Source organism: Lentzea sp. CA-135723 (assembly GCF_050936595.1).
Classification (GTDB): Bacteria; Actinomycetota; Actinomycetes; order Mycobacteriales; family Pseudonocardiaceae; genus Lentzea.
The window spans coordinates 507,850-534,019 of the sequence record NZ_JBNJMK010000001.1; the positions used below are offsets into that span (position 1 = coordinate 507,850).

Annotated in this window: 21 protein-coding genes; 7 read left to right on the forward strand and 14 right to left on the reverse strand. The window is 70.4% G+C overall.

The window, feature by feature from the left end; genetic code table 11:
* Positions 1–85: 85 nt before the first annotated feature.
* Genes ACQEU1_RS02190 through dapA form a run of 3 tightly spaced genes read left to right on the forward strand, consistent with a single transcriptional unit; the run spans position 86 to position 3,731 of the window.
* A complete protein-coding gene (locus ACQEU1_RS02190; protein ID WP_433195621.1) occupies positions 86–1,417 on the forward strand; it encodes an MFS transporter in 1,332 nt (443 codons plus the stop codon).
* Positions 1,414–2,784: a flavin monoamine oxidase family protein gene (locus ACQEU1_RS02195; protein WP_433195623.1), complete on the forward strand. Its 1,371-nt coding sequence runs from the start codon at positions 1,414–1,416 to the stop codon at positions 2,782–2,784. Before ACQEU1_RS02190 ends, ACQEU1_RS02195 begins: the two co-directional genes overlap by 4 nt.
* Positions 2,785–2,795: 11 nt before the next feature.
* Positions 2,796–3,731 carry a 4-hydroxy-tetrahydrodipicolinate synthase gene (gene dapA / locus ACQEU1_RS02200; RefSeq protein WP_433195625.1) on the forward strand — a complete coding sequence of 312 codons (936 nt, stop codon included), beginning with the start codon at positions 2,796–2,798 and terminating at the stop codon, positions 3,729–3,731.
* On the opposite strand, the gene ACQEU1_RS02205 is transcribed toward dapA, so the two are convergent.
* The 6 genes from ACQEU1_RS02205 to ACQEU1_RS02230 form a co-directional block, all read right to left on the reverse strand.
* Entirely contained in the window at positions 3,669–5,213 is a 1,545-nt protein-coding gene (locus ACQEU1_RS02205; RefSeq protein ID WP_433195627.1) for an AAA family ATPase, read from the reverse strand. The two genes, dapA and ACQEU1_RS02205, sit on opposite strands and share 63 nt — an antisense overlap.
* A gap of 16 nt (positions 5,214–5,229) precedes the next feature.
* Complete coding sequence (locus ACQEU1_RS02210) at positions 5,230–5,727, reverse strand: hypothetical protein (RefSeq protein WP_433195629.1); 498 nt, start codon at positions 5,725–5,727, stop codon at positions 5,230–5,232.
* Positions 5,728–5,732: 5 nt separating this feature from the next.
* On the reverse strand, positions 5,733–5,885 hold the full coding sequence (locus ACQEU1_RS02215; protein ID WP_433195631.1) for a hypothetical protein: 153 nt from the start codon (positions 5,883–5,885) through the stop codon (positions 5,733–5,735).
* 2 nt (positions 5,886–5,887) lie between these two features.
* Entirely contained in the window at positions 5,888–7,627 is a 1,740-nt protein-coding gene (locus tag ACQEU1_RS02220; RefSeq protein WP_433195633.1) for a hypothetical protein, read from the reverse strand.
* Positions 7,624–8,079 (reverse strand): hypothetical protein, encoded by a 456-nt coding sequence (locus ACQEU1_RS02225; RefSeq protein WP_433195635.1) that lies wholly within the window; start codon positions 8,077–8,079, stop codon positions 7,624–7,626. The genes ACQEU1_RS02220 and ACQEU1_RS02225 overlap by 4 nt, the downstream gene beginning before the upstream one ends.
* Positions 8,080–8,204: 125 nt before the next feature.
* Positions 8,205–8,783 carry a hypothetical protein gene (locus ACQEU1_RS02230; RefSeq protein WP_433195637.1) on the reverse strand — a complete coding sequence of 193 codons (579 nt, stop codon included), beginning with the start codon at positions 8,781–8,783 and terminating at the stop codon, positions 8,205–8,207.
* Between the two features lie 86 nt (positions 8,784–8,869).
* Between ACQEU1_RS02230 and ACQEU1_RS02235 the strand changes: the two genes are divergently transcribed.
* Positions 8,870–9,700, forward strand: a complete 831-nt coding sequence (locus ACQEU1_RS02235; protein WP_433195639.1) for a hypothetical protein — start codon at positions 8,870–8,872, stop codon at positions 9,698–9,700.
* Between the two features lie 20 nt (positions 9,701–9,720).
* Here the strand turns inward: ACQEU1_RS02235 and ACQEU1_RS02240 are convergent, their stop codons facing one another.
* Both ACQEU1_RS02240 and ACQEU1_RS02245 read right to left on the reverse strand, forming a co-directional pair.
* Positions 9,721–13,584 carry a CHAT domain-containing protein gene (locus ACQEU1_RS02240; RefSeq protein WP_433195641.1) on the reverse strand — a complete coding sequence of 1,288 codons (3,864 nt, stop codon included), beginning with the start codon at positions 13,582–13,584 and terminating at the stop codon, positions 9,721–9,723.
* Positions 13,585–13,622: 38 nt separating this feature from the next.
* Positions 13,623–14,621, reverse strand: coding sequence for a hypothetical protein (locus tag ACQEU1_RS02245; RefSeq protein WP_433195643.1), 999 nt, complete (start codon positions 14,619–14,621; stop codon positions 13,623–13,625).
* Positions 14,622–14,722: 101 nt separating this feature from the next.
* Between ACQEU1_RS02245 and ACQEU1_RS02250 the strand changes: the two genes are divergently transcribed.
* Positions 14,723–16,672 carry a hypothetical protein gene (locus ACQEU1_RS02250; RefSeq protein WP_433195645.1) on the forward strand — a complete coding sequence of 650 codons (1,950 nt, stop codon included), beginning with the start codon at positions 14,723–14,725 and terminating at the stop codon, positions 16,670–16,672.
* Here the strand turns inward: ACQEU1_RS02250 and ACQEU1_RS02255 are convergent, their stop codons facing one another.
* From ACQEU1_RS02255 to ACQEU1_RS02275, 5 genes are all read right to left on the reverse strand, one after another.
* Complete coding sequence (locus ACQEU1_RS02255) at positions 16,673–18,262, reverse strand: hypothetical protein (RefSeq protein WP_433195647.1); 1,590 nt, start codon at positions 18,260–18,262, stop codon at positions 16,673–16,675.
* Positions 18,255–19,022: a hypothetical protein gene (locus tag ACQEU1_RS02260; RefSeq protein ID WP_433195649.1), complete on the reverse strand. Its 768-nt coding sequence runs from the start codon at positions 19,020–19,022 to the stop codon at positions 18,255–18,257. The genes ACQEU1_RS02255 and ACQEU1_RS02260 overlap by 8 nt, the downstream gene beginning before the upstream one ends.
* A 380-nt stretch (positions 19,023–19,402) precedes the next feature.
* Positions 19,403–21,088, reverse strand: coding sequence for a DUF262 domain-containing protein (locus ACQEU1_RS02265; protein ID WP_433195651.1), 1,686 nt, complete (start codon positions 21,086–21,088; stop codon positions 19,403–19,405).
* 107 nt (positions 21,089–21,195) lie between these two features.
* The gene (locus tag ACQEU1_RS02270; protein ID WP_433195653.1) at positions 21,196–22,383 is read right to left on the reverse strand and encodes a hypothetical protein; all 1,188 of its coding nucleotides are present in this window, start codon (positions 22,381–22,383) and stop codon (positions 21,196–21,198) included.
* Positions 22,380–23,594 (reverse strand): hypothetical protein, encoded by a 1,215-nt coding sequence (locus tag ACQEU1_RS02275; RefSeq protein WP_433195655.1) that lies wholly within the window; start codon positions 23,592–23,594, stop codon positions 22,380–22,382. Before ACQEU1_RS02275 ends, ACQEU1_RS02270 begins: the two co-directional genes overlap by 4 nt.
* Before the next feature lie 328 nt (positions 23,595–23,922).
* On the opposite strand from ACQEU1_RS02275, the gene ACQEU1_RS02280 reads away from it, so the two are divergent.
* On the forward strand, positions 23,923–24,828 hold the full coding sequence (locus ACQEU1_RS02280; protein ID WP_433195657.1) for a hypothetical protein: 906 nt from the start codon (positions 23,923–23,925) through the stop codon (positions 24,826–24,828).
* Between the two features lie 159 nt (positions 24,829–24,987).
* Positions 24,988–25,575, forward strand: coding sequence for a papain-like cysteine protease family protein (locus ACQEU1_RS02285; protein ID WP_433195659.1), 588 nt, complete (start codon positions 24,988–24,990; stop codon positions 25,573–25,575).
* Positions 25,576–25,876: 301 nt separating this feature from the next.
* Here ACQEU1_RS02285 and ACQEU1_RS02290 read toward each other — a convergent pair whose 3' ends face one another.
* Positions 25,877–26,014 (reverse strand): hypothetical protein, encoded by a 138-nt coding sequence (locus tag ACQEU1_RS02290; protein ID WP_433195661.1) that lies wholly within the window; start codon positions 26,012–26,014, stop codon positions 25,877–25,879.
* Positions 26,015–26,170 lie beyond the last annotated feature (156 nt).

The window sequence follows — 26,170 nt, forward strand, 5'->3', positions numbered from 1 at the left end:
GTCTGGAGCTGTGACCCGTTGTCGGCCCCCGGAAGCGGCCAGATGCTTGGTCCCCATCCCCACCGACCCCTTTCCGGAGGCTGTGATGACACAGGCCGTGAACAGGCTGGACGACGCGCCTTTGTCGCGATTCCACAAGAAGCTGGCGCTGTACTCGTCCGGCGGCCCGTTCCTCGACGGGTACGTGCTGAGCGTCATCGGTGTGGCGATGGTCCAGATCACGCCGCAGCTCGGGCTGTCCGCCTCGGCGCAGGGACTCATCGGCGCGTCGTCGTTGATCGGCATCTTCTTCGGGGCGTTCGCGGGCGGCTGGCTCACGGACAGGTTCGGCCGGCAGACCCTCTACACGGTCGACCTGATCGCGATCATCGGGTGTTCCGTCGCGCAGTTCTGGGCCACGGATCCGGTGTGGCTCTTCGTGTTGAGGCTGCTGATCGGCATGGCGGTCGGCGCGGACTACCCGATCGCGACGTCGCTGCTGGCCGAGTTCACGCCGCGCAGGTACCGCGGCCCGTTGCTCGGCGGTCTGGTGGTCATGTGGTTCGTGGGTGCCGCCACGTCGTACGTCGTGGGCGAGTGGCTGCTCACGACCGGCGACGACGGCTGGCGCTGGATGCTCGCGAGCGCCGCGCTGCCCGCGACGATCATCGTGCTGCTGCGCCTCGGCACGCCGGAGTCGCCGCGCTGGCTCGCGAGCCAGGGGCGGCACGCGGAGGCGGACGCCGTGATCAAGCAGGTGTACGGGGCGGACGCGTCGATCGCCGACCTGCCGGAGGAGGAACGCGAGAACGTTGACGTCAAAGCGATCCTGAGGTCCGGCTACGGCGGGCGGATGCTCTACATCTCGGTCTTCTGGACCTGTTCGGTGATCCCGCTCTTCGCCGTCTACGCGTTCGGCCCTGCCATTCTCGGCGCGCTGAACCTCGAAGGCGGGCTCGAACACGTCGGGTCGGCGTTCATCACTGTGCTGTTCCTCGTCGGTTGCGTGCTCGCGCTGTTCGTGGTGAACCGGATGGGACGGCGGCCGCTGGTGATCCACAGCTTCGTGTGGTCCGGGCTCGCGTTGTTGTTGCTGGGCCTGTTCCCGGGCGCGCCGACCGTCGTGATCATGGCGCTCTTCGGTGCCTACGCCGTCGTCATCGGCGGCACCCAGATCCTGCAGTGGATCTACCCCAACGAGCTGTTCCCGACCGAGGTGCGCGGGTCGGCGGTCGGCCTCGCGTCCTCCGCGAGCCGGATCGGCGCCGCCGTCGGCACCTACCTCGTCCCGCTCGCGCTGGCCGGCTGGGGCGTCGGCGGCACCATGCTCGCCGCCGCCGCGATCAGCCTCGCAGGCGCGGTCGTCTCGGTGCTCTGGGCACCGGAGACCCGCGGCCTGGCCCTGCACGAATCCGCATCTCTGAAGGAGAACCGATGAAGGACGTGGTGATCGTCGGCGGTGGCATCGCGGGGCTGGCCTCCGCGTGGCGGCTGCGGCACTGGGACACCGTGGTGCTGGAGTCCGAGGGGCGGGTCGGCGGCCGGATCCGTTCGGAACGCCGTGGCCGGCACTGGATGAACTGGGGAGGGCACGTCTACGCGGGCGGTGACTCCGCGACGTCGTGGCTGCTCGGCTCCACCGGGGTCGACTCGACGCCGGTCACGGGTTCGCTCGCCGGGCTCGCGATGAACGGCAAGCTGCTGCTGCGAGGCCGCGTGGAGTCGTATCCGTTCCGCATCCCGATGTCCCGCGAGTCCCGCGTTGGCATGCTGACGGCGGGCGCCAAGGTCGCGCTGGCCGTGGCGAAGTACTCGCGGATCGTGCGGCGCAGGCCCGGCGAGGACCCCGCGACCCGGCAGCAGCGGATCTACGACTTCATGAACGACCGCTCGTTCGCCGACTTCGTGGGCGACCTGCCCGAGGACGCCGAGGCGTTGTTCAAGCCGACCGTGACGCGGTCGTCCGCCGACATGGACCAGATGTCGGCGGGCGCGGGCGTCGGTTACTTCGGCCTGGTGTGGAACATCGGTGGCGGCCTCTCGCAGAGCATCGTCGGCGGACCGTCCACTTTGACCGGTGCGATCGCGGCCGCGCTGGGCGACCGCGTGCAGCTCGGCGCCGTGGTGTCCGAGGTGGTGCGGAAGCGCGGGTCCGTCGTCGTGCGGTACCGGCAGCACGGCGTGGACCACGAGGTCGAGGCCCGGTGCGTGGTGCTGGCCACGCCCGCGACCGTGAGCCACCGCGTCGCGGTCGACCTGGACCGCGACGTCCGCGAGGCGTTGTCGAAGATCGTCTACGGCCCGTACGTGAGCGCCGCGTTCCTGACGAACGAGACCGGCCGCCAGGTCTGGGACGACGCCTACGCGATCGCGACGCCGAAGCGGTCGTTCAACGTCCTGCTGAACCTGTCGAACATCGCCCGCGGCCTGGAGTCCGCGCGCTCGCCGGGCAGCAGCATCATGACGTTCTCCCCCGGCTCCCTCGCCCGCGATCTCCTCGACCGCGATGACGACGACATCCGCGACACCTACCTGGCAGACCTGGACGCCGTCCTCCCCGGATTCTCCGACCACCTGGTCGAGGCAGAGGTGCAGCGCTGGCCGACCGGCGCCCCGTACTGCTTCCCCGGCCGCGCCAAGCTCCAGCCGACCCTGACCCGCCCCACCGGCCGCGTCCTGCTGGCGGGCGACTACCTCGGCACCCTCTACACCGAGACCGCCATCCAGACCGGCCTCTCCGCGGCCCAGCAGGCCCAGAGCCTGCTCGCCACCGACCACCAGACCCGCAACCTGATCACCACCTGAGGAGGAGGACCATGCTCAGCGGAGTGCTGACCGCCCTCGCCACACCGTTCACAGTGGACGGTTCACTGGATGAGAAGACCTTGCGGCGCCTGGTGGACCGCAGCATCGAAGGAGGAGTCGACGGCGTCGTCGCCTGCGGCTCCACCGGCGAGTTCGCCGCGATGACCGGAGCCGAACGCCGCCACGTCGTGGAGACCGTCCTGGACCAGACCGCCGGCCGGGTGCCGGTCATCGCCCAGACCGGCGCCGTCAGCACGAGGGAGGCCGTAGCCCTGTCCCGCCACGCCGAGGCCGCCGGCGCAACGGTGCTGATGGTCGTGACCCCGTACTACGAACCGCTCACCCTCGACGAGACCCTGCGCTACCTCCGCACCGTCGCCGACGCCGTGACCATCCCGATCATGCTCTACAACCTGCCGTCCGCCACCGGAGTGAACCTGACCCCGGACGTGGTCGGCCGCCTGGCCCGAGATGTCGAGAACATCCGGTACATCAAGGACACCAGCGCCGACATGGCCCAGGCCACCCAGCTGATTCACAACCACGGCGACGTGATCTCCACCTTCGTCGGCTGGGACAGCCTGCTCCTGATGGCCCTGGCCGAAGGAGCCGCGGGCGTGATGGCCGGCACCGCGAACGTGATGCCGGCCCAACTCGTGGCGATCCACCGAGCCCTCGCCGCAGGCGACCTCCAGTCGGCCAGGAAGCAGTGGAACCACGTCTACCCGTTGATGGACGCCATCATGTCCGCGCCGTTCATCCCGGCGGTGAAGGCGGCACTGAACGCGGCGGGCCTCCCGGTCGGCGACCCCCGCGAACCGTTGCGGGGCCTCGACCAGGCCACGACCGCGAAGATCGCGGACCTGGTCGCGACGCTGGCGGGGTCAGCCGAGCACGACCCGGCGGCTAGCGGCCGACTCGACGACCGCGGGACGGGTGCGGCCTGACGCCGGTATCGCCCGGTCGCGCAACTGCCTGATCTCCTCGACCTTCTCCGGCGCGGACCGCAGCAGCGGCACGACGTTGCGGAAGCAGCTCAGGTAGTAGTCCCTGCCGACGTTCTGGTCTCCGACGCGGATGGCCTCGTGGCAGATCTCGGTCACCGCGGACTGGATGTCGGAGCCCGCGAAGCCGTCGCTGATGCCGACGAGCTCGTCGACGAGGTCCGGCTCGACCGGGGTGCGCAGGTACTTGCGCAGGTAGATCGAGATGATCTCGCGGCGTTCGTCGGGCTCCGGCAGGTCCACGAAGAACATGTCGTCGAAGCGGCCGCTGCGCAGCAGTTCCTGGGGCAGGGAGCGGACGTCGTTCGCGGTGGCCACGACGAAGACGCGCGCTCGTGACTCCTGCAGCCAGTAGAGGAACTGCCCCACCAGGCGGGTGGTGACGCCGGTCGAGTCGGTGCCGGAACCCGCGAGGCCCTTCTCGATCTCGTCTATCCACAGGACGCACGGGGCGACGGTGTCGGCGGTGGCCAGTGCCTCGCGCAGGCGCTTCTCCGACTGGCCGACGTACGCGCCCAGCACGGAGCCCATGTCCAGGCGGTAGAGGGGGAGCTGCCAGTCGGAGGCGATCGTCTTGGCGGACAGGGACTTGCCGCACCCCGGTACGCCGACCAGCAGCACGCCTCGCGGGGCGCGGATGCCCCGGTCGCGCAGGTCCATCGTGAGCAGGTCGCGTTTGCGGTCGAGCCACTGCCGCAGGCCGTTGAGTCCGCCCACCTCGTACTCGCCGGGCCGCAGCTCGACGCGTTCGATGCCGGAGAGCTCGCTGAAGATGGAGTCCTTGGCCCGGCTCAGCTGGACGAGGTCCGCCTTGGTGATCTCCTTCTTCACCACGAACGTGGCGAGGATGTTCAGCGCCTCGGTCTTGGTCACGCCGGCGAGGATGGACGCCGCCTGCTCGTAGTCCGCCGGGTTCCACTCGATGCGGATGTCGGTGGCGTACGGGCGGAGGAACTCCCTGATCGCCTGGTGCATCTCGTCGAAGTCCGGCAGGTCGAGGCGCACGGACATGCCCATGCGCTGCAACGTGCTCCAGACCGGGTCGGAGGTGATGATCACGATGCAGCCGCCGTGCTCCTCGGCGAGCGCGGCCAGGTCGGCGAACCGGCGGGCGACGTCGTTGTCGTCGGAGAGGTGCTGCACGTCCGTGAAGACGACCGTGAGGTTCGACCTCGACTGGAACCACTCGCCGGCGAGGTCGAGCGCGCCCAGCAACGACTTGTCCTCGCTGATCGCCGTTCTGGTCCGCAGGTCGCGCAGACCCTGGCTGAGCGTGTGCACCAGGACGTCGAGCTGCTTCTCGCGGGCCAGCTCGCCGAGCGCGTCCAGCACGCGGGCGCGTTCGACGGTCCGGATGGAGACGAACGGGATCCGGGCGAGCAGGTACGACTCGACGCGGGCCTTGGTCTCCGCTCCGTTGGGCATGGGGTTTCTCCGATGGTCAGATGATCACTCGCCGGCCGGTGCTCTGCCTGCCGGGCGACGGGGGAGGGGGTGGCGCGGTCGTCAGCCGGTTCTCGCGCACCACGGCCTGCAGCGCGATCGGGGCGTGCCGGACCGAGTCGTCGAGGCTCTGCTGCGAAGACCGCACGGTCTCGTTCAGGGCGTTGGTGAGCTCGTCGCGCAGCGCCGGTGGCATGGCCGGGGAGGCGCAGAACTTCCGCAACGGCGCGAGCCGGGTGCGGGCGCTCGCCAGCGTCGCCGCCAGCGCGTGCACCGGATCTCCGCTGAGGGCGCCGAGGTCGCGCTGGAACGTGTCCGCCCAGCGCCGTTGCCGTCGCGCGAACGCCTCGGCGACGTGCCGCAGCACGCGTTCCTGCACGTGCGGCCCCATCTGCTCGCCGATCGGCGCGAGGTGGCCGGACGGAAGGTCGGTGCCCTCGCCGAAGGCGTCGAGCCACGCGCGCCAGTCCGCATAGGGCCCTGGAACGTGCCGCATCGGGTTTACCTCCTGCGATGCCGGTCGAGGAACTCCGCGGGAGGCAACAGGTCCCACGCGGGCAGCTGCACCGCGATGTCCTGGTCCGCGACGCCGTGCCGGGCGACGGGAGGCTGGTGCTGGTGCTGCTGCTCCTGGCTGTGTGCCGGTCCGGGCATGATCAGGCTCCTCGCGGCTGGTCGGGTGCGATGGCGACGAAGGCGGTGGCGGTGAGCCCCTCCGCGAAGGTCCTCAGCGAGTCCGCCTTCGCGATCTCCTGCTGCCACTCGCCACGCAGGTCGACGAGTTCGGCGATCGCCCCGCGCAGCTTCACGACGGCTGCGACGCGACGCTGGTCGCCCCTGCGGCGGATCTCCGCACGGCGGGCAGGCAGCGCACGGAGGTCGAACGCGACCCACACGCCCAGTGCCGCGGCCACGAGCAGCAGGAACACCGCGAACACGCTGGCGTTGCCGACCGCCGAGAGCAATGCCACCAGCAGCGCCAGGCCACCGCAGACCGAGGCGGCCTGCGCGGCGCCGCTCATCCGCACCTCGCTGACGGCCTTCGCCGTCTCCCGGTCGATGTGCTCGGACAGCGACCTGACCAGCTGTTGTTCGTCGGTGTCGCCGTCGACCCAGCCGGTCCAGCCCTCGGCGCGCAGTTCGACGCGGGACGGCATCGCGGCGATGTTGGCGGCCTCGAGTCGCCCCGCGCCCTGCACCAGCCAGTCGCGGGCCAGCGCCAGCGTGAACCGCTGGGTGCCGGCGGAGGCTCCCGCGCGGTCGCCGTGCAGGGCGGCGTTGCTGAGCAACGTGAGGAAGTCGACCGTCTGCTCGTGCAACGGGTCTTCCGCGGCCATCTTCTTCTTGGCCAGGTCGTGGTCGCCCTGTGCGTCCACAATGGCCTGCAGCTCCGCTTCCCGCTTGCGGTAAGGGGCTTCTTCGGCGTCGAAGTCGCGCACCAGGTTGTCGAGGATGCCGTCCACGCGCTCGTGGAGGTCCCGGCTCTGCGGGACGGGCCCCTCGAACGTCGTGCGCAGCATCTCCTCCGCCGCGCCGTGCACGGTCGCGCCTTCGAGCAGGTCCTTGAGCTGTGGCCAGGTGGGGCTGAGCGCGGGCAGCAGCTCGTAGCGCGCGTCGGCGGGACGGCGCATCGTGTCGATCATCTTCGCCCAGCGTTCGACCTGTCTGTCCACGGTGTCCTGGTCCTGGCCCAGCCGTCCGTACCACTCGGACATCTGTTCCAGCAGCATCGGTTTCGCCTCGCGCCCGAACGCGCCGGTCGACACGGCGTCCAGCACGACGACGAACTCCCGCGACAGCTTCGTCGGGTCCTGCCGCGCCGCGTACTGCCGCACCCACGCGGCGGTCGCCCGGTCGCGCTGGTGCCGGCGCAGCACGAGCGCGAAGAACAGCGACGCCTTGTCGTTGTCCCTGCGCAGCGCCTCACCGATCGCCTTGGTGGCGAGCGCCGGTTCGTCCCTGATCCAGGCGGCCACCGCGATCAGCGCGGGCGCGAGCCAGTATCCCGGCGTGCGCAGCATCAGCTCCTCGGACAGGTCGCGGATGGCGCCCTGCGAGACGATGCCCGCGTCGAGCGCCTGCAACGTGCCGGTGGCGAGCTCGCGCACCTCGGCGAACTTCCCGAACTTGTCGTTCAGCTCGCCGCGCACCTCGAGGATCTGCACCTGCGCGAGCTGGAGGTTCTGCCGCAGCTCGTCGCGCCGGACGTACTCGACGAACTGCGACTTGAGGTCCAGGAGCTCCCGCTGGGTGCTGTCCTGGTTGCGTTGCATGGCCGACATGTCGTTGTGCAGGACGACCTGCTGGTTGCCGAGCGTCTCCTGGTTGCGCGACACCTGGCGCACCGCGCTGACCAGGTTGGAGATGTCGGTCGTGGACACGTTGGTCATGTTCATCGGTCACTCTCCAGCAGAACGGTCGTGCCGTCGGGGCGGACGCACATCAGTCGGTCCGGGTAGACCTCGATGGCGAGGTAGCGTTCGGACTCGGCGAGGGAGCGCGCGCGATCCATGCCGTGCGGCAACGGTTCCCCGGCGCGGTAGTGCGAGATGATCGAGCCGTCCAGCGCGAGCGTGTGCACTTCGTACGGTGTGCCGAGGTAGCAGCGTGAGACGATGCCGAGCGGCGTCGTGCAGAACTTCTCGGCGAACTCCCGGTGCACGGCGCCGACGAGCTCGTCGACGTCGGCCGTCGCGAGCTTGCCGGACCCGTCGAGCGCTTTGAGCGCTCTCAGGTACCGCGCCGACCGGCGCCCGTCGAGCACCTTGGTCCGCGTCGGCGAGGTCGCCCCCGTCCGTGCGGTCCAGGTCGCGGATTCCGACCTGTTGTTCATCAGTGGCCTCGGCACGCCACCAGCTCCCTCATGTCCATCGAGGACGTCACGCGTTCGATGCCGGTCTCATCGAACGCATCGGAAAATCCATTACGCCGTGCGAGATTTCCGTCGAACAGTCACTCGACCGGAGCAACCGTTCATCGTGAGAACACGAGCGACCACGCCACCAGCAGCGCCGCCCCCGCCCACAGCGCGACGGTCAGCACCTCGGCGCCGCGCGAGATCCGTTGGGACAGCGGCAACCTGGGGCGCCACGTCTCGCCGCCGTCCGTGATCAGCTCCCGGACCAGCACTGATCCGGATCTGTCCACCCGGCCGTACACCTCGACCCCGGTGCCCTCCAGCGGGATGCCCTGCTTGATCGAACCCCTGACGCGGCAGGCGTGTTCCGCGCCGTTCGCGTCTCTCACCCAGAGGTGGTGCACGTCGACCTCGTCCGGCGCGGGCGTCGAACGGCGCAGAACGTACGCCGCCGCCGTGACCACAACGGTGACCACAATCATCCTGGCCAGCAAGGACATTCCGCCGACCACGGCGCTGACCGCCACCTCGGCGACGGTCAGCGCGGCGCATCCCCACGCCGCGACGGCCAGGCTGGTTCTTCTCACGAAAGGTTCCTGACGGACGGCGCCGATCCGGGTGACGGTGCCGACCGCCACCCGGCCCGGCACGCGCTGATCCGTCAGATCTCCTGCTGCGGAACGATCGTCGGTCATCGTGCTCTCCTCGTCATGCGAGAAACATCGCGCGATGCGGTGGCGATTGTTTCTCTTGGATGTGGTCTCGGGAAGGACGGACCGGCATGGAAGACGCCGCGAACACCGATGTGACGAGGGAGAACGCGGGTCAGCCGCGAACTCCGCTGTGGGGCCCGGCCCCGGCAAGGAGCACGCCGCCACCGGCCGCGCCGGTCTACGAGGACCCGCCCGCGTGGGGCGCGACCGAGTACGTCGCGCCACCCGCGGCGAAGAAGTCCGTTGAGGGCAAAGCAGTCATCGCGGCCGTGGTCGTGTCCTTCGTGGCCGTCACCGCGGTGGTGGTCGTCAGTTTCATGCGCGGTGACGAGGAAACTCCGAACGGCCAGAACGTCGGCGCCGCACCAGTCCCCGTGACATCGAATAAGTTCGCGCCCGTCACCACGCCGCCGCAACAGAGGTACACGACTACTCGACCGTCCACTTCGGTGTCCAGTTCCGCGTCCAATCCCAGCGGCTACCGCGCGGTGACCGGTCCGAACGGGGTCTTCGTCTCGATCCCGCAGACCTGGACGGTCACGCCGGGCAGCCAGCCGACCAACCACCAGGCGGAGGACCCGGCCACGCCGGGCGCCGTCATCCGGTACGGCGCCAGCGCCTCGGAGGCCCGGGCGCTCTACGACGCGGTCGCCTCCAACGAGTCGGGCGTGAAGAGCGGCTACCAGCGGATCAAGTTGGCCCACGTGACGTCCAGCACGAACATCGTGGAGTGGGAGTTCCTCTACACGGCGGAAGGTGTGCAGCGGCAGGCGTTCGCGCGCTACTGGCGGCGAGCAGGCCTGGACTACATCGTCTACGCCGCTTCGAACGTCGCCGACTGGCCCCAGATGCAGCAGGTCATCCGCACCATGGTGAACACGGCTGGCCCCGTCGCCTGACCAGCCGATGTGGACGGTGTTCATCGGCCCAGCGGTGTGAACCCGGCCCAGCACTCGACCTGTTCCTCGCTGAACTCCGCCGCCGGGAGCATGGCTCGGAGCGCGTCGGGCATGTCCTCCGGCAGCACGCGATCGGGGTCGAGCATCCACAACTGGGCCTGGCGCAACGCCTCCGCCGCCGGCAGTCCGTCGTTGAGGTGGCGGTAGAACATGTACATCAGGTGCGCGGTCGAGCGCCCGGACGGCACCCACCACAACGAACCGATGACGGTGCGCGCACCGATCGCGAGGAACGTGGTCGCGAGGCTGAGCGCCTCGTCGTAGTCGACCCCGGTGACGTTCGTCGTGCAGCAGGCCAGGTTCACCAGCCCGAGTTGCAGCAGGTCGACCGGGCTGATCTCCAGCAACGTGCGCGCCGCCAGCGGCCCGGAGGCCAGGTTCACCTGTGACCGCAACGGTTCCCGCATGTCCGCCACCGCGTGGCTGGCGAGGTGCAGCAGCGGCAACGGCTTCGCGAGCAACCGCAGCACGTCGTCAGCGGTACCCGCACCGTCTTCGGCGGGCCTCCACGTCCGGGGCATCGCCGTGTGGCTGCCGAGGAAGAGCCCGCCGGGGTAGAACGAGTCGCGGATGCCGATGGCCTCGGTGGCGCCGGCGAGCAGGTCGCGTGCCGGATTGCCCACCAGCACGGGGTTTCCTTCCGCGACCTCGGCGCGGGCGACCACGTCGCAGAACATCCGGGCGGACGGCGTGTACGAGATCGTGACGTCCTGGACCAGATGACGGCCGTCCTGACCGGCCGCGTGCCACGGCACCATGCCCAGCGGGCCGACCGGCACCAGCACGATCCGGTCCGCGATCGACCTGAGCTCCAGGCCCGCGGTGTTCCACGCCCACGCGCACACCCGCCGCAGCTCTGCTTTCCACTGCTGGAGCTCAGGCCCGTTTCGTGACTCTGCTTCGTGCCAGGTCCTGTACGCCTTCTGGTACCGACCGACCGGCGAGTCCTCACCGATGTCGAGTCCGGGCAGGGGAACCGCGCGGGGTTCGCCCTCCGCCGACACGATCACGGCCGTTCCGTCATAACGCTGGTTGCCAGGAAGCAGGTAGACGAGGGCGTCAGAACCGTGGTGCCGCAACGCTTCCCTGATCTCCGGCAGCGACGGTGAGCCGATCAGAGACGGTGACTCCTGGTCCAGCACCCGCACCACCTCGCGCCGCAGCCCGCCCCAGCGGTCCTCCGCGGCGTCGGAGTCCGGTACGAGCGAGGCGTCCTTGCCCTCGGCCTCCGCCCATCTGCGCGCGAGGTCGTGGTGACCGGCGTCGACGAGCAGGCCGGTCATGGCGCGGCCGGTCCCCATCGCCTTCAGCACCAACGCCCGGCGCGCGTCCACCGCCCGCACGAGGTCCTCGACCGCGTTGTCCTCCAGGCACCACGAGATCAGCTCGTCGGCGGTCTCGGTGGCGTTGCGCGCCATCTCGACGGCGTGCGCGGCGTCCTCCTGCTGGAGCACGGTCCACGTCGCGTGTGCGAGCAGGTCGAGGCCGAATGCCCGAGATCGCGCTCGGTCGCCGGGTGCGTCGCGCCGCCGCACCAGTTTGGCGAGGTTGTGGGTCGTGGACCGGACGTCGTGCGTGTGCCGGACGGGCGCGGTGTCGAGGACGCTGGAGCACACGTCGATGGCTTCTCGCAGAACTCCGCGATCGGCGGGATCGATGTCCGACCACGCGGTGAGGGCCATCGAAAGAACCGTGCGAGGGGTGTTGACTCCTTCCTGAAGGGTGCTGCCCGGATGTTCCGCCAGTTCGGCGAGTTCCGCGCACAGTTCGCGCAAACGAGCCGTGTTCCGGGTCAGCTTGGCGTGGCTGATGTCCGCGCCGAGGGCGAGCGCGGCCGTCATCGGCCCGGTCAGCGAGGACAGGTCGATCGGCCGTGCGGGCGTTGGGGCGCGCCCGTCGCGCAGCGCTGCCATGCGGTGGAACGCTTCTGCCATGTGCTTCAACATCATCGTTCCGGGTGAGTCCGGCAGTGCCGAGATGAGCTGCCAGGCGCGTTCGACCCGGGCGATGAGCTCCTCGCCGTGACCGTTCAGCGTGACCAGCTCCAGCATGTCGAACAGGGAGGCCCAGGCCAGGGCCTCGCGCCGGTCGTCCTCGTCCCTGTCGTCCGCCATCTCCAGCAACTTCCTGGCGGCACGAACGGGGCCGATGGCCTTGACCTTGCTGCCCACGATCGAGCCGAAGAGGCCGAGGACCTGGTGCAGCGCGCTGAGCCTGCCCTGGCCGGCGGCGTGCAGCCGGTGGAGGTGAGTCAGGTCGGCGTCGCCGTCGCCGAAGGTCATCCGCTGGAGGTTGCGAACGAACTCGAGCAGCATGTCGAGGTGCCGCCGGAACTCCGCGTCCAGGTCGGGCCAGTGCTTCGAAAGCGCGAGCATCGCCTCGATGCGCTCTTGCACGCGGCGCGCTTCGGCGGGGGTTCCGCCCAGCGTCTGGGGGAACGTGACGTTCGTCTTGAACCAGCAGACCCCGATGGTGGTCGCGAGCTGGGCCGTCTCGGGTGTGACGGGCACGGCCTCCAGGTCGACCGCTTCCTCGGCCTCGCTGAGCCAGTCCAGGTAGGGCAGCGGTCCGACCCGTTGCACCGCGTGCGGACCTTCGTGCACGCCGATCAGCACCGCCAACCGTTGCCAGTGCAGGATTTGGCCGGTTTCGACGTCCGGTAGGGGTAACGCGAGTGCCTGGGTCGCGTACTTGATCGCCGCGTCCTCGTACTGCGGCTGCGGCCGGAGTTGGGTGAGACGTCGGTAGCCCTCCGACAGGAGAGTGGGGGCCAGGTACGACCACTTGTCCACCGGTTGCTGTCGCTCGACGTACCGCTCGAACCAGGGCAGCGCTTCGAGGAAGTGGTCCGGGTCGTCGCTCTCCTCGGCCCGCCGGTACAGGGCGAAGCCGTACGCGTCCCATTCGTCGGGGAACTCCTCCGCGCAGGCGGCGTAATGGCGGATGGCGCGCTCGTTCGCCTCGCTGTCGTCGCTGCTGTGGCCCGCCTCGATCAGGTGCACAGCCAGTCGGTGGAGTCCGGGTTCGTCTTCGCCGGGGACCTGGACGACCTCCTCGATCGCCGCGATCGCGAGCCCGTACGGGACTCGCTCGGGGGCACGCCAGTGCAGCTGCATGCTCAGTTCGGCGAACCCGACGAGGTGGTCGACGCGGAGCAGGAACTCCTGAGGCAGCTGGAAGATCGTGTCCGCGAAGAGCTTCACGCTCTCGTGCAGGTCGGTGTCGTCGCCGGACTCAGCGGCGCTCCACCGCAGACCGAGTGCGGCGGCCCTGCAGGAGTCGGCGATCACCCGGTAGACGGGCGTGACCAGACGAGCGGACAGGTGGCCGATCTCCTCCGGCGTGGCCGCCATCGCGTCGCGCACCTGGTTCTCCGTCACGATCTCGTCGACCGCGGCGTCGAGGAACCACTGCGTGCGCCTGGCGTGGAAGCCGACGAGGTCGAACGCGGCGTACTCGGCCATCTCGTCGTCCTCGTACGACGAGTCGGCGGAGGCGCGGGCACACCGCACCACCTCCTCCCAGTCCGCGAGGGAGTCGTCGCGTTCGGCTAGCTCGGCGTGCGCTCGTGCCAGGCTCATCCACCACATGCCCCGCTGGTTCTTCTGGGCGGAGCCGTGGTCGAGGCCGTGCCGCAAGAGGTCCATGTGCACGCGCAGCTCTTCGAGGAATTCCGGTGCGTCGGTGTGGAGGCCGAACGCGGCGAGGTGTGCGGTGGCCGCGGCGGACTCGGGCCGCACCCGTGCAGGGTCCTCCTGCAACGTCTGCCAGAGCCGGCGTGCCTCGTGCCGGGCGGCCTCGATGGCCTGGTCCTGGTCGGTCATCGTTCTCGTTCCGGTTCGGCGGGCGGTGGGTGCTGTCTTCATCGGTCCTTGCGCCGCAGGCATTTCACGCCCGGACGGGTGAGATCGCGGAGGTGTCGCAGCACGAGGTCCTGCTGCGGTCCGTCGGTGAGCAACAGCCGTGCACGGGCGTGGGGGAGGAGGCCGCGGTCGCGCAGCCGGGTGATCGCGGAGGCGAGCGCGGCGCGTTCGTCGGACCGACCGGACACCGAGGCCACCACCGCGGCGAGCACCTCGTCGTCGGGATCGGGCTCGAGATCCGGTGCGGCGATCCCGGCGTGCTGGTCGTCCACCGCGACGTCGGCAGGGTGGGGACGCCTGCCGAGCGGGCGGTCGAGATAGGCGTCCCACCACGTGACGAGCTCGGGCTCGGCGGACGTGCCGACGTTGACCCTGGGGCCGGACCGGCAGACCTCCTCGATCCGGGCGAGGACGGCGGGCAGCAGCGCGCGGTGCTCGCCGGGCGTGCCTCCGAACGACGCGGCGCAGCGTGCGGCGAGCCGGTCCAGCAGGCCTTCCTCGCCGAGCAACGGGCCGGACGCGCCCGCCTCGTCGGCGAGCATCACGAAGACCGCGCGGTGGAAGTCGTCGGGCAGGGCCCGGCCGTACCTGTTGGCCGCGACGGTCTCGGGCTTCACCTGCGCGCCCCGCTCACCGCGGGCTCTCCTCGTGAGATCCGCGAGCCGGTAGCGCAGGTGGGTGCGGACGGCGCCCGGCGGGTTGTGCAGCGAGTGCTCGTGGGCGGCCAGGAACTCGGCGGCGATCACGAACGCGTCCGCGACCAGGTCCCGGCACGGGCAGCGCCCGCTCAGGTGGAATCCCCCGGCGCTCGGGGCGATCGAGGTCGACCGGCCGAACCGCAGGCCGCCGACGCGCAGCTCGGTGTCGCACGGAGCGGTCTGGCCGCGGTGCAGCTGGTCACGGGCCCCGCGCAGCTCGTACCAGAACGCGAGCAGGACTTCGGGGGAGACGGTGACGGGGGTGAGTTCGAGATCGGATCGCTGCGCCTCGGCGGTCATGGCATACTTTTATATGCCAAACGGGCTCGAAGTGGAATCCCCGGAGCCGAACAGCCTCGCCGCCGGGCATGATCACGTGATCCGGTGAGGAGGGAGGGGCGATGTCGTTGCTGCCCGCGGTCGTGCCGCAGGAGCCGGCCAGGCGGTCCGAGGTCGTGCCCGCCCGGCTGGCGCGCAACCTCGCGCCGCTGTTCGGGGTGCCGGCGCCGGCCGGCCCGTTCGGCGCGACCACGTGGCTGTGCGACTTCACCAGGATCACCCTCTCCGAGATCGCGAGGGGAGCGCCGCTGCCCACCCGTGAGCAGACCCGCGCGTGGCGCGACGAGGTGCCGGACGGCGGCTGGCTCCTGCGCGGACGCGCGGTGCTGGCGGCACCCGGCACGGCGTTGCCGAACGAGATCATCAACGCCACGACCAACCGCTACGGCCCGCACACCAAGTCCGCCGTGGTGCTGACCGGGACGAACGTGCTCCTCGACGCCGTGACCACCGCGATGGGGGAGGCCTTGCCGCTGCTGCGCACCGCCGGTGGTGAACCGCTGCCGCTCGGACTGCGGATCGCGGCGTGGGCGTCGGCCGTGGTCGAGGTGTTCCGCTCGCAGCCCGCGCTGGCGATCGCGGCGGTGAAGGCGCGCCGGATCCAGCGCGAGTTCCTCGGCGGCCCGCGCGTCACCCTCCACTCCTCGGTGACCGCGAGGGCCCGGTGCGAGATCGGGCCCGAGCCCGAACCCGCGGATCCGGTCACCCATCCCCGTGACCTGATGTTCCTCGACCACACGGTGACGTACCTCGGTCTCACCGGTGGCACGCCGCGTGACCTCGCCGACGAACTCGTGGACCACCTCGTCGGCCTGGTCCTGGACGCCTGCGAACCGGAGGGTGTCGGCCACGTCTGGGCGACCGCCCGCACGGAGGACCAGGTGCTCGCCGAGGCGATGTTGCCGTCGTCGGGACTGGTGGAAGCCTTGCTGGACCACTGGTTCGCGCTGCACGGGCGGGACGGCGACACGGTGCCCCGGCTGCACCTCCCGGCGCCGCGAGGGCTGTCCGCGCTCACCCGGCGAGTGCTGGTGGTCGCGGCGCTGGGCGTCGCGCGCACCGTGCGACCACGAGTGGGCACGGACTCGGTGCCGCTCAACGACTTCCTCACGCTGCTCGACGGGATCGAGGTCCTCGCCGAGGACGAACCGGAACTGGCGGCCGTGCGCACGAGGGTCGTGCTGATCAGGCTGATGGTGTTGCGGCACAACAGGGCCAATCCGATCGGTGCGCTGGTGAACCGGCTGATCGCCGACACCGGGTCGTGCGTGGAGCTGTGCGCGGAGGGCGTGCTCGACCGCGGAGCCGTCGCCGACCTGCTCAGCGCCGTGAGCGTGGAGCTGAACGCCGTGCGGACGACGAACGCGCTCGACACCACCGACGGCCTGCCATCACCGGTCGAGCTGGGCGCGGTGGTGCACCGCTACTGGCGGGAGTTCGCCGCCGCGCTGCAGGTCGACCTCGGCGATCCCTCCCCGATCGGCCACCACCTGCACAACTTCGCCGCCTTCCTCGGCAGCCGGACCGAGCAGGCGGACCTGCTCGAAGCCGTCCGGCTGTTCCGCGACTTCGTCATTCCCGCCCGGCGCCGGCTGCACGAGCGGACCGGCGCGTTCGGGCCGCTCGGCCGCAGCCTGTACATCGCCACGGCGGCGACCTCGCGGCTCGGTGAACACGCGCGCTCGCACGGCGACGTCGTGGAGGCGGCGCGGTGGGCGCGACTGGGTTACGACTGGATCGAGCGGGTGCTCGCCGACGAGGAGTTCGCCCGACTCGCCGGTGAACAGGGCGAACACGCGGGCCTGTTCGCGTTGAGGGCCGCACCCGCGCTGTTGCTGGGGCTCGAACTCGGCGCCGCCCCCGTCACACCGGGAGAGCTCGACCGGGTGCGGGAGTGGGCCGATGTCGCATCGCGGTGGCTCGTCACGACCACGCGGGGCAGGCCGGAGTTCGCGGTGCGCCACCAGGAGGTCGAGGTCATCCGCAAGCGCCTCGCGGAACTGGAGCGCTGATCAGGGCTCCATCGCGTCCTTGACCCAGCACTCCCACGGACCTCGGTAGCGCCGCAGGTGCATGCGCGTGGCGTCCTCCGACGGGTAGTCGGCGATCGCGGTGAGCGTCGTGTAGTCCTCCACCCGGCCGCCCTCCGACCACGGCCGGTGCGGGCACACCCGCGCCGGTTCGGGTGCGTTGCGCCCGTGCGGGGTCTCGCAGCAGATGCCGGGGCGGTCCTGGTCAGCGGCTCGATGCACCTGCTGTGCGGGTGAGCGCACCACGACGGAGGCCGCCAGGTGCGCCTTGGCGGTCCACGTGTGCCCCCGCCGGCGGAACCCCGCGCGCAGCTTGCTCGCGACGAACAGCACCGCGGCGTTCCGATTTGTCCACAGTGGAGGGAGCACGGCCTGGAGCAGTGTGCCGCCGGTCAGGCCGAGCCGCAACGCGTCCGCCACCCGCGACCGCACGACGCGCACGAGCACCGGGTGGTGGGGCGCGGGTACGGCAGGGCGTTCCAGCCGCAGCCCGCGGTCGACCTGGCGCAACTGGCCGAGGCAGAGGAGCAGGTGGTCCTGCGAGTCCGGGGGGTGTGCGCCGGAGAGCCAGCGGGCGAGTGCATCCCGTTCGGCGGGCTTCGTGCCCCAGCACAGGTCGACGAGCACCCGTTCGGCGATCTCGTCGACGGCGAGCGTGAGCGTCGACGCGTCATCGCCGTCGATCCGGTCGAACGCGGAGTTGTCGTGGTCGACCGGAATCTCGTTGCCGCGCGGTCGTGGTGCCTTGGCAGCGAAGAGGTCGCTCTGGAGGTGGACGACGATCTTCTCCGCGGTGCCGCCGCCGAGGAACCTGGCCAGTGCGCCGAGCCCACGCAGCGAGTCGGCCTCCTCCCCGCGTCGTCTCGCCGTGCTCGCCTCCTGGAACGTCCGCGCGATCTCGGCCGTGTGGGAGGCGACCAGGGCATCGGTCGCGGGCGTGCCGTCGAGCTCGTCCAGCGCCGCCCGGCACCCGGCGATCAGGAAGGTGAGGTCCGAGTTGCCCATCACGGTGTACCGATCGTCCACACCGGACTGATGGCCGTGGTGCGGCCGGCGCCCGGCGAGCTCGGCGCCTTGGGCGAGCACCAAGGCCACGACGTCCGGTGCCGAGTCCGGTCCGCGCCGCGTCACCACCGCGGCGGCGACCATCGTCGTGATCAGCTCTGACACCAGGTCGGAACGTGTGCACCGCGCGAGCCGGGAGGTGGCGGCGAGCAACGGCACGAGGTCGGTTTCGCGCAGGAGCCTGGTCCGCACGGCGACGTCGAGCGGGATGTCGCCGAACGACTTCAACCGGTCGAACGTCTCGACGACGCGCAGGGGTTTCTCCTGCACGCCTTCGCATCCGCGTTTCACCGACAGCAGGGCCACGGCGAACAACGAGTGGTCCTCGACCGGCAGCACCCGGCCCGCGTGGGCGAGCCGCCGGCCCACCTGCCGGCCGCGGTCGAGCATCTCGTGCACCAGGACGTCGGCGGTGCCGTACCTGGACAGCAGCGCGGCCGTGGTGTCGGCCGGGAGGTGGTCCAGCACGAGCCAGGCCGACTCGCGCAGCTCGTCCTCGTCAACCATCGATCGGTCCTCCCGTGTGGAGCCGCAGCGCGGGATCGCCGAGCGAGGGGTCGAACGGGAGCTCGGCCACGAACCCGTTCTCCAGGTTGGGTTCCGGCTCGAACCGCACCCAGGTGCCGGTGCCGTCGTCGAGGCTCGCCCACAGCGGCGGTCGCGTGCCCGCCGGTGAAGTGACCTGCACGATCACCACCGAATCCGACGCGCCGAGCACGTGCCAGCGCACCACCTCCCGCACGCCGGCCGCCCGCGCGAGATCCGCCGGCAGCGGAATCTCCGGCCAGCCCTCGTAGGCGTCCGGCGCGTCACCGCGGACCACGGCCGTGGAGGGCACGAAGCGGTGAAAGGCGTCGAGGACGTCCAGGTCGCGCAGCCACGTCCACAGCCCGCCGGTCCACGCTCCCGACACCGGCTCGGCGTCGAGCACCTCGGCGCGGTAGGGAGCCCACGCGTCGGCGAGGCGGGCGATCGCGTCCAGCGCGAGGCGTACCTGCCGCGAGCCGGGGCCTTCGGCGACGAGACCGCCGATCACCGAGGTCAGCTGCTCGCCGAGCAGCACCCGTTCGTCGTCGCCGAGCTCCTCGCCGAGGCCGATCTCGACGAACGTGGGTGGTCCACCTGCGTCGTCGCGGACGAACGCGCACCCGAGGCCGGAACGCACCTGCCGGAACGCGGTGGGCTCGGTGGTCAGCAGCGTCACCCGCACCAGCCGGGGTGCCGCCACGAAGTCGACCCGCGCGTAGCCGTCCCACGCCGTGAGCATCCGCCGCCTCCTGTCCTCGCCGTACTTCGACGGACGACCGCTCCGCGGCCTTGTCGTCCGGACCTCGCGAACAAACGTGCGCCCCGCGCCGCCTCAGGGGTTTCCGGTGCCGGCAACCGCCGGCCGGGCCGACGGACGGGCCCGCGATCTGCTGGAAGGAGCGGGCCCGTGCGCGGTGGCGACGAGGACGACCGGAACGGTTGAGGAGAGGCCATGTCCGAGCAGGACGACCCGAAGCGTGAGCGCAGGGCGAACAGGATCCGGGTGGCGAAGGTGATCGTCGTGGTCATCCGGGTGCTCGTGGAGGCGGCGCGCTGGCTGCGGGACAACTGATCAGGTGGGCGTCCGGCACGAGCCGGGCGCCCACCCGTTCTTCGGCTTCACGCCAGGCGCCACAGGGCGCTCAGCGCGTCGACGAGCTCGGCCTGGCGGGTCTCCAGCACCGCCGGGGTCCACTCCGGCGTGTCGTGGACGCCGATGGTGAGGGCGAACGGCGGCAGCTCGTTCTTCACCTTGAAGTACTTGTTCTTCTTGACCTCGAACTCGTAGTTGCTCGCCTGGGTGTTCTTCCTGCGGTTGAGCAGCGCCAGGTTCGCCAGGCGATGCACCCAGTACGCGCGTTCGTCGTCGTTGAACCACTCCCGCCACTGGCTGTCCCTGGCGGGCGTCTGGGGGAGGACGTGCTCGACGGTGATCAGCGGGTGGTCGTAGGTGGCCTCGCCCGTCGACAGCACCGAGTCCAGGCGGAGCAGCACGTAGAGGCGGATCCGGCTGACCGTGTAGATCTCACTGTCCAGGCACTTCAACGTCTGCTCGCGCTCGACGGCGTCCAGCTGCAGCGGGGAGTCCTCCGCGTACAGGTCCTCGCCGGCCTCGATGGCTTCCAGGACGCGTCCGTAGCGGTCGATGCGCCGGGTCACCTCCACCCGCCGCAGGAACATGCTGGCGGCCAGCCGGTCGAGGTCCGCGGCGAAGCGGTGCAGCGCGGCCGTGTTGACGTCGGTGCGGCTGAAGTAGCTGATGGCGGGCGGGATCCAGTCGGTGTTGTCCAGCCTGGTCAGCCACCGCAGCAGGGCGTTGATGCCTTCGGCGCCGGCGGGTGCCTTGTAGTCGGCCCTCGTGACGATCTCGTAGGCGTCCGACAGCGGCACGAGGACGTCGTCCACGAACTCCCTGGGGTCCGGGAACTTCCGGAGAACCGTGGCGCGGAACTCCTTGAGGATCGTCTCGCGCTGCTTGGTCTTCGCGTAGACCATCCTGATGTGGGAGAACAGCTCCTTGAAGTCCTCGCGGCCCAGGTCCTCCTCCTCGGACTCCCACTTCTGCGTGTACTTCTCCTGTGCCGCCTCGGGGATCTCGCCGATGATCTCCGACTTGAGGATGTCGGCGTGGGACAGGTCCAGGCCGCGCTCGTTCAGCACGGTGAAGATCCGGTACGCGGAGTCGAAGTCCTGGGTGGAGACGACCACCAGGTAGGTCCGCTGGTGGATGAACGACGCCAGCCGGTGGCAGTCGTCCTGGGACAGGTCGGCGAGCTTGTCCAGGAACAGCAGCGTGTTGTGCACGAGGTTGCGCCGGCTGTCCGGCAACGACTCCTTCGCGAAGGAGCCCAGCTGCTCGACGCCCGCGCGTTCCTGGACGTGCTTCTCGAAGAAGTCGTGATCGCGCTCGCGCAGGGTCAGCCGCGGCTGGTTCACGGTGCCCTTCATCTTGTTGCCCTTCTGGAAGAGCGTGTCCTCGACCGACGTCGCGAACTCGTCGTCCACGTGCAACCTCAACGCGGCGAGCAACAGGGTCAGCGTGGTCAGCCGCTGCTGCCCGTCCACGACCTCGGAGAGCGCGTCACCGTCCGCCTTGACCAGCACGATGCTGCCGAGGAAGTACGGATCGGCGTCGGCGGCGGACGCGCCCGCGTTCGACGCCGACAGCAGGTCGTCGAACATCTCACCGGCCTGCTCGGTGGTCCAGGCGTACGGCCGCTGGTAGCGGGGGATGACGAAGCGGTACTCGTCGCTGAAGACGTCCCCGATCGGGCGTTCGGCTGCCTGGATCCTGGTGCTGGCCATCGACTTCCTCTGCTCGGCGCGCTGCGTCGATGGCACATCGCAGGACGGGGCCGAGACGTTTCACGTCCGGCCGCCGTCGTGCGACCAAGGTGCTGCTCCGAGAGCCGTCACCGCTCGCGTCCGCGGTGCCGCACCACCAGGAGGACGGCGCCGGCCACGAGGGCGACCACGAAGGCGATCCGCCAGAACGGTGCCGTGCTCGACGGACCCGACCCGTCCGCGTTGACCGCCGCGATCTCGAACCGCCACGGCTCCCTCGGCTGCTGGACGTGGACGCTCGGGTGCGCCTCGCAGACCATGTCCTGGGCGGTGAACGCGTGCCGCACCTCCGCGTGGACGACGATCTCCGACTTCTTGTCCCGCTTGACGCGCACGTTCGAACGCACGACGACCTTCTGGCCTTCCACCACCACCTGGTCCTCGGTCCGGGCCTGGAAGTCGCGGTGGCCGAACGCTCTCGTGATCTCCAGCCCTTCCGGCAGGGTGAGGGTGGCGCCCACCGTGTCGGGCACGTTGCTGCTGCTCTGGTACTCGCATCGGATGATCAGCTCGTCGCCCACGCGGACCCCGTCGTAGTCGATCTTGTCGATCGTGATCGGTCCCGCGTCGGCGCTCGGGCCGCGCGGCTCGGTGATGCCCGAGTCGTAGCCGGTGATCGTCTCACCGGGCCTGCTGATCCGGATGTCGCTCGTCTGGCCGGTCCGCCAGTCGAACGTCGAGGAGTACTCCGCGGTCGTGTTGGAGAAGTCCGCGAAGGACCAGGCCATCCCGTCGACGGGAGCCCGGTCCTGCGACTGCAGCTGGACGGTGCCCACAGGCAGGTCGTGCAGGCAGTAGGTGCCGTCGGCCGCTGTCGTCGTGCTGTGGTCGGGATCGCCCACGACCGAGATGCGATGTCCTTCGAGGCGGGGGTCGTCGTCGGTCAGCTTCGAGTCCCGGTCGTCGTCGCGCCACACCGTGCCGCACACCTCGGCGCCGCGGACGCCGAACTCGACGTCGCCCTCCGACTCGACGGAGGTGGGGGTGGTCGTGGCGTACGCGGTCTCCTCGTGGCTGATCTTCCAGTTCCCCTTGCGGGGCAGGCGGTACGTGCCTTCGTCGTTCGCGTTGACGACGGCGGAGTAGCCCGTGTCGTCGCGGATGGCGATCTCCGCGTTGCGGTAGCCGGGTTCGCCCTCGTCGCGGACGCCGTTGGTGTTGCGGTCCCAGAACACCGTGATGAGCCCGCCGTCGGAGGCGTGCGCGAACGGGGTGGCCGTGAGCAGGATCAGCACGGCCGTCAACAGGGCTCTCACTTCGCACTCCTCTTGCGCCACAGGACAAAACCGATCAGCAGTGCCGCAGCGGCGAGGATCAGGCCCCACCGCCACCCCGATGCCTCAGGCTCGGCGGGCAACGCGCGAACCAGGACGGAGTGCCTGTCGTTGCCCAGGTCGGCGTCCACGCCTGAGACGTGCAGCACGACCTCGCTGTGCTCGAACGGCTCCACGACCGTCGCGATCACCACGACCTCAACCTCCTGCCCCGGTGGCTGCCGATCGGGGAACTCGGCGTAGACGGCCGTGTCGTCGTTGCCGTTCGCGGCCCCGGGAACGCCGTTGACCTCGACGACCTTCATGCCGTATGGGAGGTCGAGGTACGTCTTGTAGTTGTCGTGAGCGGGAGAGCTGACCCGATAACGGCCCCGGACCGCGACCCGGTCACCGACCCGCAGGTCACGTGGTTCAGTCGAACCGTCGTCGTTCACGACCGTGATCGACAGCGCCCGCGCGTCCCTGCCCTCCGTGGAGACGAACGCCGTGTCGACGCCGGTGATCTCCGCGCCCGCCTCGACGGTCATGGTCCGCGCCCTGCCGTCCCGCACGTCGAACCTCGACGCCTGCCCCTCGTCCGGGTTCTCGGAGCGCCAGTCCGCCACGCCCCAGGCCATCCGGTCGAAAGGACTGCGGTCCTGCGACCGCAGGTCGACCTCGCCGGCGGGCACGTCGTGGAAGCAGTAACGGCCCTCGTTGTCCGCCGCCACCGTCGTGTCGTCGCGGCGGACCCCGGGGTAGTCCACGAACATCAGGTGCTCCCCGATGCCGGGTTCCCCGTCCTGGCGTTCGCCGTCGGCGTTCTCGTCCAGCCACGCCGTGCCGCAGATGGAGGCGCCCGCCACGCCGATCACGAGCCGGGTGCTGCCCTGCGCCGGGTCGACGACGCCACTCGCGGGCGTCGTGACCAGGAACCGTGAGTCGTCGAACGTCACCGTCCACCGGCCGGGCTCCAGCTCCGCCTTGCCCGTGTACGTGGTGGTCAGCCGGTAGGCGAGGTGGTCCGCCGTGGACACCTCGAACGACGCGCCGGTGAACGGTGGTTCGCCGTCCTGCCGCACGCCGTCGCGGTCGTGGTCCCAGAAGATCTCGACCTCGCCGCCGTCCTGAGCCGCCGCCGCACCCGCTGTCGCACCCGCTGTCGTCCCCATCGTCGCGGCCGCGATGAGGACCCCCGTCACCAGTCTGCGCACAGCCCCCGCCCCCAAGTCAGCCAGTCGTGCCGAAGGGGAGTGGCCGGTACGGGGCGAAGCGTTGCGCACTTCGCGGGCGGATCCTTCTGGCAGCCCTTTCCGGTGCTCGTCTTCTGGTGGCGGGACTGGCGACTGCCGGTAGTCGCGATCCTCACCGGGCCGCTGCTGGTCCCGGTCATGGCCTTCACCTACGTCGTAGCGACGCCTGGACGGGTCCGCGGCTGTGAACGTTCACAGCCGTGCTCTTCACAGCGGGCGGGAGGGGCCACTACGGTGGCCGACCATCGGCTGCCACGCCGGGTGGGGCCGCATCGGAACGGGGGTTCTGATGGGAGTGGACGAACTCGGCGACGCACTGAGGTACGGACCGTTCCACCGCGCGCTGCGGGTGGCGATCGACCGTCGTGGCCTGTCGTTGTCCCGGTTGCGCGCTCATCTCGCTCGCCTGGACCTGGCGGTCGCGGAGTCGACCCTGAGCTACTGGCAGCGGGGGATGCGCAGGCCGGAGGGGCCTCGCGCGGTGGCGTTGATCAGGGGGCTCGAGTCCGTTCTGGAGCTCGAACCCGGTTCGCTGACGACGCTGGTGGGGCCTCGGGAGCATCCCGGCCGGGTCTCGGCGACGTCGTTCACCGACCTGTCGCCGCTCGGGCCCACCACCACGGAGTTGCTCGCGGGGCTGCTCGACGATCCCGCCCGGTGCAACGCGGGTCTCGAGGTCGCGCTCGTCCAGGAACGGGTCGTGCTCGGGTCCGCCGGGCAGCAGCAGGACGTGACCACGCGGATCGTTCTGCGCGCCGGACGGCCCGGGGTGACGCGGTATCTGGGGGTGTACCACGGGGACGCCGAGATCGAGCGGGCGATCGTCTCGGCCGGGGACGGGTGCCGGGTCGGGCGGGTGCGCCGGGCGGACCGGTCGATGGTGTTCGAGCTGTTGTTCGACCGCAGTCTCGACGAGGGCGAGACCGCGGTGCTCAGCTACACCGTCAACGACCGGTCCGGCACGCCCTGTCCCGGGTACACGCGCATGTTCCGCGACGGCGCGGGGCCGTACCTGTTGCAGGTGGTCATGGCGGCGGAGGCGTTGCCGAGCAGGTGTTCGCGCGTGCTGGGCACGCGGGAGCACCAGCCGCCGGTGGAGGCCGTTGACCTGTTCTGCGACCGGGCGTTGATCGCGAGCGCGTTCTTCCCCGTCACGCACCGCGGTGTCGCGGGCATCGCTCTGGAGTGGTGCTAGGCGAAACGTTCACCGGCGGAACGCTCGGCCGCACGTGCCGGCTGTGAACGTTCGCGGGGCCGTCGCGCCGATCTTGTGCGGGTGCGGCGGCGTGGTCATCGTTCGGCTGGGTCCGGAAGTCCTCCGGAAAGCCCTTCGACGTCCACGAAAGGAGCGCCCGTGAGCTCCCTGCGTTCACGTGCTCTGGTCGCGGCCGCGGTGATGGCGGCGGGATGGCTGTTCTGGCAGCCGCTCGCCACCGCCGCGCCCGACGTCTCCGCCACCGGTCGCCTCAGCTTCACGATGCAGGCCCAGGAGCAGACCCAGTGGTGCTGGGCCGCCGCCGGCACGAGCATCGCCCGCTACCACGGCACCTCGGTGACCCAGACGCGGTTCTGCCAGCTCGCCCACGACGAGTCGGGGTCGGGCTGCCGCAACAACCAGGGCAACCTCGGCGAGGTGCGCGAGGCGTTCTCCGACCTCGGCTACTCGTCTCCCGGCAGCTACCTGTCGGGCACCCTCACGTTCGCCTCGATCCGCGGCCAGATCGACCTGCAGCAGCCGATCGAGACCCGCATCCTGTGGTCGTCGGGCGGCGGCCACATGCACGCGATCTACGGCTACGACGTGGACAGCGCGAACCGCCAGTGGGTCGACTGGGCCGACCCGTGGGGCAGCAACACCCGCTACAACCGCTCCACCTACACCGCCTACCGCTCGAACTCCTCGTTCAGCTGGACCCACACGCTGACGGGCATCAACCGATGAGGACGGCCATGATCACTCGCACCCTCACGGCCGCCGCGACGCTGTCGGCCGTAGTGCTCCTCGCCGCGAACCCGTCCGCGCTCGCCGACGAGTCGTTCTCCGCGGCCGACCTCCAGGCGGCCAAGGCCGCAGCGGCAGCTCAGTCCACTGTGGACGCAGTGGCCGACTTCCTCGGCGACCTCCCCGGCGGTCACTCGCTCGCCGCGACGACCGTCTCCGTGCGCGACGGCGTCGTCCCGGTCTACTCGCTGTCGCCGGAGTTCGTCGCGGGAAACCGGGGCGCGCAACCGGGAAAGCTCGCCTACCTGGCGGTGCCGGCCTCGTCGAGCGACGGCAGGACGGTGACGATCCAGACCGCGCGCGGCGAGGACGGCCGGTGGGCGGTGGCCAACCTGGCGTCGGGTGACCAGGAGACTCGGCTCGCGGCCAAGCTCACCACCGGCGCCACCCTGTTGCACGAACCACAGGTCAACGCCTGGTACGCCGGCAAAGGCGCGGTGCTGACGGTGCTCGAACCCGGCGGCAGCGGTCGCGCGGCAGGGGAGCGGCTGACGGTCGCCGACTACCAGCAGGCCGTGGTGAAGGCCTACGGGAA

Bases quoted from the DNA above. Each gene is read 5' to 3' on its own strand.
- ACQEU1_RS02190 (WP_433195621.1), top strand. From the start codon at position 86: ATGACACAGGCCGTGAACAGGCTGGACGACGCGCCTTTGTCGCGATTC.
- ACQEU1_RS02195 (WP_433195623.1), top strand. From the start codon at position 1,414: ATGAAGGACGTGGTGATCGTCGGCGGTGGCATCGCGGGGCTGGCCTCC.
- dapA (WP_433195625.1), top strand. From the start codon at position 2,796: ATGCTCAGCGGAGTGCTGACCGCCCTCGCCACACCGTTCACAGTGGAC.
- ACQEU1_RS02205 (WP_433195627.1), bottom strand. From the start codon at position 5,213: ATGCCCAACGGAGCGGAGACCAAGGCCCGCGTCGAGTCGTACCTGCTC.
- ACQEU1_RS02210 (WP_433195629.1), bottom strand. From the start codon at position 5,727: ATGCGGCACGTTCCAGGGCCCTATGCGGACTGGCGCGCGTGGCTCGAC.
- ACQEU1_RS02215 (WP_433195631.1), bottom strand. From the start codon at position 5,885: ATGCCCGGACCGGCACACAGCCAGGAGCAGCAGCACCAGCACCAGCCT.
- ACQEU1_RS02220 (WP_433195633.1), bottom strand. From the start codon at position 7,627: ATGAACATGACCAACGTGTCCACGACCGACATCTCCAACCTGGTCAGC.
- ACQEU1_RS02230 (WP_433195637.1), bottom strand. From the start codon at position 8,783: ATGACCGACGATCGTTCCGCAGCAGGAGATCTGACGGATCAGCGCGTG.
- ACQEU1_RS02235 (WP_433195639.1), top strand. From the start codon at position 8,870: ATGGAAGACGCCGCGAACACCGATGTGACGAGGGAGAACGCGGGTCAG.
- ACQEU1_RS02240 (WP_433195641.1), bottom strand. From the start codon at position 13,584: ATGACCGACCAGGACCAGGCCATCGAGGCCGCCCGGCACGAGGCACGC.
- ACQEU1_RS02245 (WP_433195643.1), bottom strand. From the start codon at position 14,621: ATGACCGCCGAGGCGCAGCGATCCGATCTCGAACTCACCCCCGTCACC.
- ACQEU1_RS02250 (WP_433195645.1), top strand. From the start codon at position 14,723: ATGTCGTTGCTGCCCGCGGTCGTGCCGCAGGAGCCGGCCAGGCGGTCC.
- ACQEU1_RS02255 (WP_433195647.1), bottom strand. From the start codon at position 18,262: ATGGTTGACGAGGACGAGCTGCGCGAGTCGGCCTGGCTCGTGCTGGAC.
- ACQEU1_RS02260 (WP_433195649.1), bottom strand. From the start codon at position 19,022: ATGCTCACGGCGTGGGACGGCTACGCGCGGGTCGACTTCGTGGCGGCA.
- ACQEU1_RS02265 (WP_433195651.1), bottom strand. From the start codon at position 21,088: ATGGCCAGCACCAGGATCCAGGCAGCCGAACGCCCGATCGGGGACGTC.
- ACQEU1_RS02280 (WP_433195657.1), top strand. From the start codon at position 23,923: ATGGGAGTGGACGAACTCGGCGACGCACTGAGGTACGGACCGTTCCAC.